The 10888-nt window shown below is 56.8% G+C and carries 5 protein-coding genes and 2 pseudogenes; 1 reads left to right on the forward strand and 6 read right to left on the reverse strand.

Annotated elements, in window-relative coordinates:
• Positions 1–256 (forward strand): annotated as a pseudogene (locus tag CVM73_RS38205) (integrase core domain-containing protein); the annotation flags it as partial.
• Positions 257–671: 415 nt separating this feature from the next.
• On the opposite strand, the gene CVM73_RS38215 reads toward CVM73_RS38205, so the two are convergent.
• The 6 genes and pseudogenes from CVM73_RS38215 to CVM73_RS38245 all read right to left on the reverse strand — a co-directional run bounded on the left by CVM73_RS38215 (position 672) and on the right by CVM73_RS38245 (position 10243).
• Positions 672–1118, reverse strand: a complete 447-nt coding sequence (locus CVM73_RS38215) for a lipocalin-like domain-containing protein (RefSeq protein ID WP_245452552.1) — start codon at positions 1116–1118, stop codon at positions 672–674.
• 1209 nt (positions 1119–2327) lie between these two features.
• Positions 2328–3262 (reverse strand): annotated as a pseudogene (locus CVM73_RS38220) (acyl-CoA dehydrogenase family protein).
• 194 nt (positions 3263–3456) lie between these two features.
• The gene (pimC, locus tag CVM73_RS38225; RefSeq protein WP_100236871.1) at positions 3457–4644 is read right to left on the reverse strand and encodes a pimeloyl-CoA dehydrogenase large subunit; all 1188 of its coding nucleotides are present in this window, start codon (positions 4642–4644) and stop codon (positions 3457–3459) included.
• A 1277-nt stretch (positions 4645–5921) separates the two neighbouring features.
• Positions 5922–6770, reverse strand: a complete 849-nt coding sequence (locus CVM73_RS38235; protein ID WP_100236873.1) for an acyl-CoA thioesterase — start codon at positions 6768–6770, stop codon at positions 5922–5924.
• A gap of 759 nt (positions 6771–7529) precedes the next feature.
• Entirely contained in the window at positions 7530–8663 is a 1134-nt protein-coding gene (locus CVM73_RS38240) for a mandelate racemase/muconate lactonizing enzyme family protein (RefSeq protein WP_100236874.1), read from the reverse strand.
• 674 nt (positions 8664–9337) lie between these two features.
• The gene (locus CVM73_RS38245) at positions 9338–10243 is read right to left on the reverse strand and encodes a TauD/TfdA dioxygenase family protein (protein ID WP_100236875.1); all 906 of its coding nucleotides are present in this window, start codon (positions 10241–10243) and stop codon (positions 9338–9340) included.
• Positions 10244–10888 lie beyond the last annotated feature (645 nt).

The raw sequence follows: 10888 nt of genomic DNA on the forward strand, positions 1-10888 counted from the left end.
AGCATCCCTGGACCAATGGCCAGGTCGAACGCATGAACCGCACGATCAAGGAAGCGACCGTCCAACGCTATTACTACGATCGACACGATCAGCTCGAAGCTCACCTTGCCGACTTGATCAACGCCTAAACTATGCTCGGCGGTTGAAGACCCTGAAGGGCCTCACACCCTACGAATACATTTGCAAATGCTGGACTTCCCAGCCCGAACGATTCAAACTCAACCCGCTCCAGCAAATGCCGGGACTAAACTCCTAGCTCGCGATACGCATGCGCTGCAAAAAGGCAGCTGTACGATCGCAGAACGAAGGTCTAACAACCATCAGACACGCAAGCTATTCCGCTGTACGTTCTTGGCTTGAGCGCTGCAGCGCTTCCTCCTGCTCTCCGCACGAAGCAATCCACGCTGACGGATTTTTATACGGCCGCCAGCAACTCGACCGATGACCCTATCAGGTTTGTCCACCTCGCCGGCCCGCCCTGGATTGCGCCAGCAGACCTAGGTTCGAAGAAGCTGCATCACGTGGTCACGAATTGCTGGATGGCAATGCTTCAGCCAGAGATGAGCGATTTCTTTGGCCCCTACCTCGTTGATTTATACCTGCTCGCCTACTCGTCTGTCGCCTCCTGTGCCTCCACTAGTTGCATCTATGAGTAACCCGAGGGCGCGACTTCATTTGATTCTATTCCAGACGAGTATCGATCGGCCCATGCTGCCGTCCAGATAGCTCCTATAGGGAGCGGTTGTAACCGTCAGTTTATCTCCTTCGAGCATAAAATACCGCACCTGATCGGTGCCGGTCCATGCTTGGTTCCATGATGTGTCGATGTGATGGACGACGATGTTCCGGCCCAACGAGAATGTGCCAGCATAGGCGACCATGGTGCTGAGCAGTTCAGCGCCTTCCTGATCGGTAGGAACCACGTCGCGAGGTACGATCCTATCGTTCCGCGTGAAAATTGCGTACATTCTGCCATCCGCCGCATAGCCTATATAGCCAATAGGGGCCTCGCCAAATTGATTGTGGCGGTGCCCGTCTGATATTCGTTCGCGAACGTAAGAGCGTAGGCGCCACGTACCAATAACCGGAGACCCCGGCAGAGGTTTTCCGGGCCTCACGGAGCCCAAGATTTCGTTACTAGCGGTCAAGCTCTCCTCCTAGTCCACACTGGCTCCTAAGCACGACGGAAATCGACAGTCCGTTTTCGACGCTCGCCTCATAAGCGCTCACATGCTTGAACCTTCTTCGGTAGCCCGCGATACGGCGAACATCCAGAACTAGCCCAGAATGCACCGTTAGGATGTTCGTAATCCCTTAGTTTGATCGACGTGACAATATCGGCGAGCTGCGACGCCTCAGCAAACCGCAGTGAGTTGCCGACATACGCGCCGATGTCTGTTTATGGCGCGCGCCACCGGGCCGATCCTCACACTCAAGAGAGATCCCACACGTCGAAAGCCTGCGCCCGAAAGTTAAGGCCGTGCTCAGCTCCGCTCCCCAGCAACCTTTCAGGTCGATCATTATACCTTACCGCCCGTCGTCTAACTTTCTCAGCACAAGTAACTAAGAAGACATAACCCTTCCTCAGGCAGGGCGCTCGTGCTTGCGCGACTTCGAGGTGGCCGACAAGCGTCAAAGTCAACGAGCCGCTTGTCCCATAACATACGTCTACTCTTTGCGAGCCTACCAGATCTTGTTCTGCCGTTCTCGGCAAACGATGTGCTACTTCAGAACCATAGTACCTCGGCACCCTACCGCACCGGCCTGAGATCGCACACCGTGTTCGATAGCGGCTCACAGCCGACAGCTGCGATGGGTTTCCTTCGCCAAATTAGCCGCCTAGTGAAAAATCAAAAAGAGTTCTCGCCCGGAGAATCGAAAGCCCGTGCTATTGCTGCCGTGCAGCTCAGTTTCCCAACCTCAGAGCGTTTCGGTGCGAAAGGTGGCACATCTGTTGCTTACAGTCCGAGGATGTGGCCGGCAGAGGACCTTCGCTGCTTCGGCCCCATCGCCCCTCACGCGTCTTGGTAAGAAACATTGAGAATTCCCTCTTTCTTTCCGAGAGGTTAGAGCAGTGCTCATTCCAAAGATTCTTCTTGTATCATCGGAGACGTCCACGATATTCATAAGGACAGTTCTCAACAAAACGCCTAACCTCGGCAAGGAGGCTTTCCTCGTACCGATATGGTCGAGCGCTCACGTTTGTGGGCCAGACCTGGACGTCACGTGGCTTCTCAAAATTGCTCTGCGTGCAATTCGCTGCATCAGCTCCAGCGAGACGCCTAGCGGTCACGATAGTTGCGTCCTTATTGATGTCTTTGCATAGCTCACACGAGCGCACCGTTCTCGCCAACCCGATGGAGGTGATAACGAGTATCGCCAACGCCGCCTCAATCATGGTCAGCCGTTTGAAATAACGACCTGTCCTGGCCTCCATGGTCATGCCGATGCGCCCATGGAGCTGAATCTGCTTCTTCGCCGATCAATTTGCCCGCTTCGCGCGATCCGCACCTTTGCCGCTGCGCCCGATTGCGACCAGGTGGCCGCATCGTCGAAATTGATGGCCATGGTGGCCACCATCGACATCGAGCGCGCTAGTTCGAGTGCGACGAACATGTCGGCCGCGCGATGCTGCAGGGTTGGCGGCAGCAGGCCGTCCTGCGTCGGATAGATCTTCTTCGCGAGCTCCTTGGCGTCGGCTGGAACGAGAAGACGCCGCTGCCGCCTTTGCCACGCTGCACGCCCCTGCTACGCGCTGTGACGACCAGCGTCTCGGCGCTGTGGCCGTTGATGACGAACAGTTTTTCACCGTCGAGCAGCCAACCCGTGCCCCTCTTCTTCGCCGACGTAGTGATGTCATAAAGATCATAGCGGGAGCTCTTCTCGAGTTGAGCGAACGCAAGCGTCCTTGATCCACCGATTATTGAGGGAAGGTGCGCGGCCTTCTGAGCGGCGGAACCGGCATGGCGCAGGAAACCACCGCAGATCACGACGGTCGGCAAATAGGGCCCCAATACCCAGCGCGCGTCTGATCGCATCCATGATGATCATCGTCTCCACGACGCCGGCGCCGAAGCCCCATCGCCTTCCGCAGAGCCAGGCCAAGCAGGCCGTGCTCGGCCAGCTTTTGCCAGATGAGCTTGCTCCGTCCGCCGTTCTCCTTGTTGTAGTTCTTGCGCTCCTCACAATTATAGGCATCCGCGAGCAGCCCATCGACACTTTCCTCGAGCAGCCGCTGCTCCTCTGATAACTCGAAATCCATGTTATCTGGCCCGTGTTGCAATAAAGTTATAGGACTCCCTTTGAACCTCGCCCGCTGTCAGCTAGGGCCGATGCGCAGGCGGCCGGCGAGCGGACATTCGCGAAAGCACTGTGCCGATGGGAGCTTTTCGCGCCGATATGTGCAGACCCTACTCACCAGCGATCTCGTAAGCCCGCGCAAGACGAAGGACGTGACTACAGTCCCAGCACCGCCCTGCTGATGATATTGCGCTGAATTTCGTTGGAGCCGCCGTAGATCGAGACCTTCCGGTTGTTGAAGTAGGTTGGCGCGATCTGCGCAATCCACTCCATTGCTTCACATGAAGAGTCCACGCTCTCATCGTAAGGTGCGGCGAGCGGCCCTATTACTTCCAACAAAAGTTCAGTGGTCGCCTGCTGGATGTCCGAGCCCTTGATCTTCAGTACCGAGGAAGCCGGATTCGGCATGCCGTTGCCATGCTTGCTCTCATGCGCGATTACCCGGAGCTGCGTCAGCTCCAGCGCCTTCAGCTCAATTTCGCAAGAAGTCAACTTCTCACGAAATACTGGATCTTCGACGATCGGACGGCCACTGGATTCAAATTTCGACGCTACCTCCTTAATCCGGCGTATGCGCTCTTTGGACACGCCGACGCGTGCAATGCCGGTGCGTTCCTGACCGAGCAGGAATTTCGCATAATGCCAACCCTTATTTTCCTCGCCGACCAGATTTTGAACGGGCACCTCAACCTCGTCGAAGAACACCTCGTTGATCTCATAACCACCGTCAATCGTTTGAATCGGGCGCACGGTGATGCCCTTGCTCTTCATGTCGACCAGGATAAAGGAGATGCCGCTCTGCTTTTTTGCGGTCGGATCGGTTCGGCACAGGCAGAAGATCATGTCGGCATATTGGGCGAGGGTTGTCCACGTCTTCTGGCCGTTAATGACATATTTGTCGCCGTTCCGTTCGGCCTTGGTCTTTAACGAAGCTAGGTCAGAGCCTGCTTCTGGCTCGGAAAACCCCTGGCACCACCAATCGTCCATGTTCGCGATCCGCGGCAGGTACTGTTTCTTCTGAGCCTCGTTTCCGAAAGTGTAGATGACTGGCCCGACCATGGCGACTCCGAAGGCAAGTGGCACTGGCGCCGGATACATCTGTAGCTCTTCCTTGAAGATGTACTGTTGCACCGAGGTCCAGCCTGTCCCGCCATACTCCTTGGGCCATTGGTTCACGCACCAACCTTTCTTGTTCAGGATGCGCCACCAAGCCACCATCTCGTCTTTGGACAGCTGCGTCCCTTCAACCAGCTTGCGTCGCATCTCCCCCGGCACAGTTTCGCGCAGGAACTGCCGAACCTCTTCTCGGAACGCACGCTCCTCCTTGGTGAATGCGAGATCCATTAGGCTCCTCCTGTAGGCCGTTCAATAATGAGCGAGGTCAATTCCGAAGAGCGGGAGCTCCGAAGCGGCCAGCCCTCTTCTTGAAAGTTGAAGCCGAGTCCTCTCCCAAGGCAGCGTTTGGCTCACCGAGATATGCTCCGAATGGGTCAGCGGCTGATTACACACGCGCTTCGGCTAGCGCGTCTGGATACATCCATCTTTTCCGGAAGAACTAGTTGCCGATAGGCGCAAGCAACCATTGTGCCAGCGATACTGATGCAGGTTGCGCTTCGATCCTTTGAGTCCGCGCGGCAAAAGATCGTAATAGCCACGGCTCTCGTGGTATTGTGAAGAACGAGACAAAGGCATAACACACAACAGCGTCGAATCAGACCTCCGATAGGGGTCGGTAGGAACATACGTCCTTCGAGGATCCGAGCCGAGCTACGCCAGTGGGCCAGGATGGAGAACGGCAGCATTGTCGAATTGGCTGCTCATGGCACTCTTCCCAAAGGGCACTCTACCCAAAGGGCACTCTACCACGCTCTTAAGTATCACTGGAGGCAGCAGTGCTCTCGCGTCCTTGGCTGCAGCGCCGTCTCAGAGCGGGAAACATCTCATCGAAGGCGGGTGGAGTTGCTCATGATCATGAAGGAAAGGAGGATCTGCGGTGACCGCCAAAGATGACCCGCGAGTTCGTCGGATGCGGTATTTATTTGCGCATGCGCTATGTGCCGCTCGCCTATCTGGCGTACCAAGCGCGATCGAACTGGTCTGCCGGTCAATAAGCCTCAAACCAGAGGTCATTCGTCACCGTAGCGCAGTCGCACAACATGGTCACGATGTCGTCTGACGCGATTGGAAATGGCCTCGCCAATTCCGGTTCTATGGTAGTCTGTCGGGCCTATCCAGGACTGACGATCAGACGTACACGCCATCGCCATCATCCGCAGCTATACAGGCAGAGCTGATAACCCGTCAACGGCATCGTGACAATCTTTCCTAAAATGCGCTAGCTCGGGCGCGGCACAGCCACGTTTTCGCGCACATTACGCGTGGCCGCGCTCCAAGGCTGCCTCCGCCCTGAGCTGGGAACGCCTCGTCACGTCACGTCGGATGTGGGCAACCGCGCCGCTCGCGCGACGTTTTTGCCGTAAGATTGTCCGCAAGCACTCGGACCCGGCGATCACGATTCCTCGTCTCGTTAGCAAGACCACATCCCACGTGCGGAGGGCACCTGCGATGGTGATCATGCATCCGTTCGAAGCCGCCGATCATAAATTGATGTTACGTGAGTCTCACCATCGCTCGCGCACCGCGCCCTCCTGGGCGACGGACGCAACCAGCGCACCATCGGATCTAAACATAAGGCCTCGCGTGAGACCGCGGCCAGCTTGTGCGCTTGGTGAATCATGAGCATAAAGCAGCCAATCGTCGACGCGGAACTGCCGATGAAACCACATTGCGTGGTCGAGGCTCACGGCCATTATCCGCCTATCGAAAGGCGCGCGGCCGTGTCGCGCGGTTACCGCATCGAGCAGCGAGTAATCGGAGGCATAGGCCAGCGCGCACATATGCAGCGCCGGCTCGTCCGGTAGCTTCTCGGCAATTCTAATCCACATATGAACGCGGCCGTCATCGACCTTCTGGCCCAGATACCGGCCAGTCTCCACCGGGATCAGGTCGATCGCATAGTATCGGCGAATGAACTCAGCCGTTTCGACAAATGTAGGCGGCTCGAATACTTCCTTGACTGTGCATTTTTCTCGCGGCGGAACCACGGGCATTTTGTCTTGGTGGTCGAAAGCGGCCTTCTCCTCGGCATGGAAGGACATCATGGTCGACAAAATTGCATTGCCACGCTGCATCGCGGTGACGCGCCGGATGGAATAGCTGTTGTCGTCTCGTAAATGCTCGACTTGAAAAATGATCGGAAAATGCGGGTCGCCAGATTGGATAAAACAGCAGTGGAGCGAATGTGGCAGCCGGCGCTCCGCTGTTCGGCATGCCGCGACCATTGCCTGGCCGATCACTTGGCCGCCAAATAATACTCGGGCGCCGCTGCCCGCGGCATTGCCACGAAATCGGTTTCTCTCGATCGGTTCTAGATCGAGAAGAGCACGCAGGTTGAGCAGGATCTTGGACATTGATGTGCCTTCGGCTCTGCAGCAAGATTTCGGGCTCGACGCAGCCATATCTACAGCAAGTCCACGTGCGCGAGCCGTCATCGAATGCACGGCGCTTTGTCTCTCGGGCTCCGTTCCGCCGTTGCCCCGTGCAGTCAAAAAAGCGCGGCCTGGAGGCGCTCGTATAACGAAGAGTTCATTTGAACTCTGCGGTATACCTAACGTGCGAACGACACTATCCGTGACAATCCCCAGCAATTGGCGTGCCGCCAGGATTGTGTACATTGCTTGAGGAGACAGAAAGCCCATGGGTCTTGTTCTCTCGCAGCGAACTGCTCACTGTTTTGGTCCCGACATGTACGTCTCCAGCTCGACATTGCCAAGGCGATAGTCCCGCGTGAAGTTACGACGGTTGCATCTCATACCGGAGTTGGCCACAGACGCATCGAAACAATCCAGCAGACGCTCACATCGAGCAATCGAAGCCTGGCATTGATCGTACAGGTTGCTCAACGATTAGGGCTTTCAGCCGTTTAGAATTGAGCCGCTGTTTGTTCGGTATAGGACTGTCGGAGTGAAGACCTGTTGTATGTCGCAGCCAGACTTCCCGCGAGCAAACGAGCTGAGGGGTCCGAAGAAGCTCCGCCAATAAAATTCGATTTGATTTCTGACCGCGCAAGCAGCTTGGACGTTCTCGGCAGGAGCGGGTCAGCCGCATAAGGGTACGCACAGTGCAAGCGAATTAGATACGTACGGGTCGAATCGCATCTCACTGCGACACTACCGCGCTACAAATCTACTCAGTGTCTTGCGGTCAATTTCAACGCCGAGGCCCGGTCCGTCTGGCACTTGGACGACGCCACGGACGTGCTCAAGCGGCTCGACGAGAATTGCCTGCCGAATTGGGTGCTCGGTGCGGTCGAATTCCAATATTGGCGCAATCGGCATTAGCGAAGGCGGCGTATGCGGCGGCAGAACTGCAAGCAGCTGTAGGGATGCGGCGATAGCGATCCCGGTGCCCCAGACATGCGGGTTATAGCGGACTCCGAATGCTTCCGCCATATCGGCGATTTTCTTGCATTCGGATAGACCGCCCGCAGCGCAGGTGTCGGGCTGCGCGATGTCGAGCGCACGGGTGACGAATAACTCTCGAAAACCAAACCGAGTAAACTCACATTCGCCGCCGGCTATTGGGATCGAAAGCGCGGACTTTACCGCACGATAGCCGGCGACATCTTCCGGCGGAACCGGTTCCTCGAACCAGCCGATATCGTGCTGCTCAATCATCCGCCCGAGCCGGATGGCAGCGACGCTGTCATAGGCGTGATTTGCATCGACCATCAATGCCACGTCCGGTCCAATCGCTTCGCGCACGGCGCGCGTTACCGCGGCATCTTCGTCCACGCCGAAGCCGACTCGAAGCTTTAGGGCAGGAAACCCTTCGGCGACGTAACCGGCGGCCTCTTGGGCAAGGTAGTTGATCGGATCCGCAGCTTGGCGCCGATATAGGCCGGTGGCATACGCAGAGATCCGGCTACGTTGGGCACCACCCAGTAGCTGATGCACGGGGGCGTCAAAATACTTGCCCTTTATGTCCCACAACGCGATATCGATGCCGCCTAAAGCCTGAATCACAACACCTTTCTGGCCGTGATCACGCATTCGCGCGTAGATCAAACGCCAAAGATAGTCCGAGCGCACCGGATTCTCTCCGATGAGCCATGGCGCAACGTACTCGACGGCTGCGGCCGTTATCCGCGCCGGGCCATAACATTCTCCCCAGCCCACGAGGCCTTGATCTGCCTCAATTTCGACCAACATGGCTGTGCGCGTATTATACCACCCCCGTGAACACGCCAGCGCCTGCGAGAGATCTGCTTGAAGGATGTGCGTGCGAACCGCCGTTATTTTCATAGACGTTCTCTCTTAGGCCCGGCTCTGGTATCACATAACACTCGAATGCCTGTGGACCAGGATTGCCTGCGTCAGCAAACGAATGTGTAAGCTTAAGCATATGCGTGCTGACAAGAACATCTTTACTCGCAGGACGCCCCGTGTTTGGCGCGGGCGCGTTCCCGCCCCACGTTTTTTTCCGATGTTGCAGCTGGCGTCGAACCGTGCCCTGAAGCGACGACCTTCTGCCTTCAAGGCTGAGCCCACCTGAAATAGCCCTCTTGCCGCGGAGCTCATTGCTTCAGGCGGAGCCCTCTTCTGTCCAGAAGTCTTTTGTCTACAGTGCGTGTCGGCGATGTCTTGTTGCTTCGTGCGGCGCCCCTTCCGGACACACTAAAGTAGTCATTCAACAACGGATGTACTCGCACGGGGCATGCTCCCCCTTTTGAGCGCTCAATGCCGGCGGTTCGGCCGTTGCGGCAAGCATCAGCGGCAATTGCACGCGACGCTTGGCGGAGAGCACCGCAGATGCTGAAATCGCGCAAGGATGCGAGATCGCGACGATATCACACCCCTCTGGATCTGAATGACACTCGCAACCTGAGAGCAGTTCACGACAGATGCTACTGCCCTATGGGCAGGCTCCCATCAGTTAGTGCAATTGTCGATTTGCAAGCGGCCTAGGAAGCCTGCGCTTACTTGGCCGCCTTGATGCGAGTTACGCTGCGTCGGCCTTCCACACTCACCGGCACCTCTCCATCGACCACAGCACGACGTACCACGCGTTTCTGATCGCCATAGTCGTTGACCGCATAATGCTGGGTCGCGCGATTGTCCCACATCACCACGTCGCCTTGCCTCCAGTTCCAGCGCACGGTATTCTCGGGCGCTGTGATGTGAGACTGGAATAGATCAAACAATTTCTGACCATCGTACTTGGAAATTCCGACAAAGCCTCGCACCAAATCGCCAAGCACGAGTGTACGTTCGCCGCTTTCAGGGTGGACGCGGACGACCGGATGCTCAGTCTCATAAATCGTTCTGGTGTAGATCTCGTCGAAATGTTGCCTGTCTGCCTGGCTCGCATTCCCCATTACGGTGTAGTCATAAGCATTGGTATGAACTGCCCATAGCTCGTCTGCAAGGCGTTGAAGCGACTTTGGCAACCCGGGATAAGCTGCCGCGGTGTTCGACCAAACCGTATCACCGCCAAATGGCGGGATCACCACTCCTCTCAGGACAGCAATCTTGGGATAGGCGTCCACGAACGTCACATCGGTATGCCAGAAGTCGGCTCGACTACCAACGCGGGCCGAATCCAGCTCAATCATTGACGTAGTCCCCTTGGTAACCGCCATCGTCGGATGAGCCACAAGCCTACCAAAACGAAGAGCAAACCGCTCGTGCTCGGCGTCATCCAGATGACTCTGATCTCGAAAAAACACAACCTTGTGCTCAAGCAGGGCATCATTGATCGCCCCGATCGTCTCGTCCGACAAATCTCCCGAGACCTTTATATTGGTCACTTCAGCGCCTATCCGCGCAGCGCGCTTGATGACCTTAACACCGGTGACATTGTTGTCCAACTTTGTCTTACTCATCGTGGATGCTCCCGGTGTTGTGGCTCTTTCGATAGACGACGCTGGTCAGCAGCAACGCAGTCCTGAAATAACGATCACTCCGCCTCGCACTACTAATGCCCTGACCATCGGCTACACACACTTTTCCGCTTTATGGTGCTGCGCGGGCCGCGCTCGGGTCTCTGCTTTCGTTTCGGTTCGCAGAACGCGTTTGAGAGTTCCTAGCAGGACGCGCCCGGGTGCGAGCGGAGTCACTTCATACAGACGTCTCTCTGCGGCATGCCCAGCAAGTGCTGTGCCAGCTGCTGAAGAGGCCGAAGGACACGCCGTCCATGCAAAAGCCGCAGCATGTAGTCCGAAGTCGGACAACCTGAGCGGAAGCGGCCTTGTAGGTTTGTGCCGAATGCGACAGCGACGATTAGAACACGTGAGCGGCGAAGCCCGACACGACCAGAGCAGGATCGCAAGCTACAGCCTAATCGACCTGGTCCCGCGTAGCACTGGATAAGCGTGGTTCTCGAGCTATGGCCGAAACTGGGTGACGGGTTGAGAGAGGCGGCGTATCGAGGCGGGTGTCCAGCCTGCCAGAACCTCTCAAGGAGAGCGATACGCCATGACCGAGACTACCAACGTTCTTGCTTTTCGTCAGCCCTCCACGGTTGACGA

The sequence above is a fragment of the Bradyrhizobium forestalis genome (genome assembly GCF_002795245.1).
Lineage (GTDB): Bacteria > Pseudomonadota > Alphaproteobacteria > Rhizobiales > Xanthobacteraceae > Bradyrhizobium > Bradyrhizobium forestalis.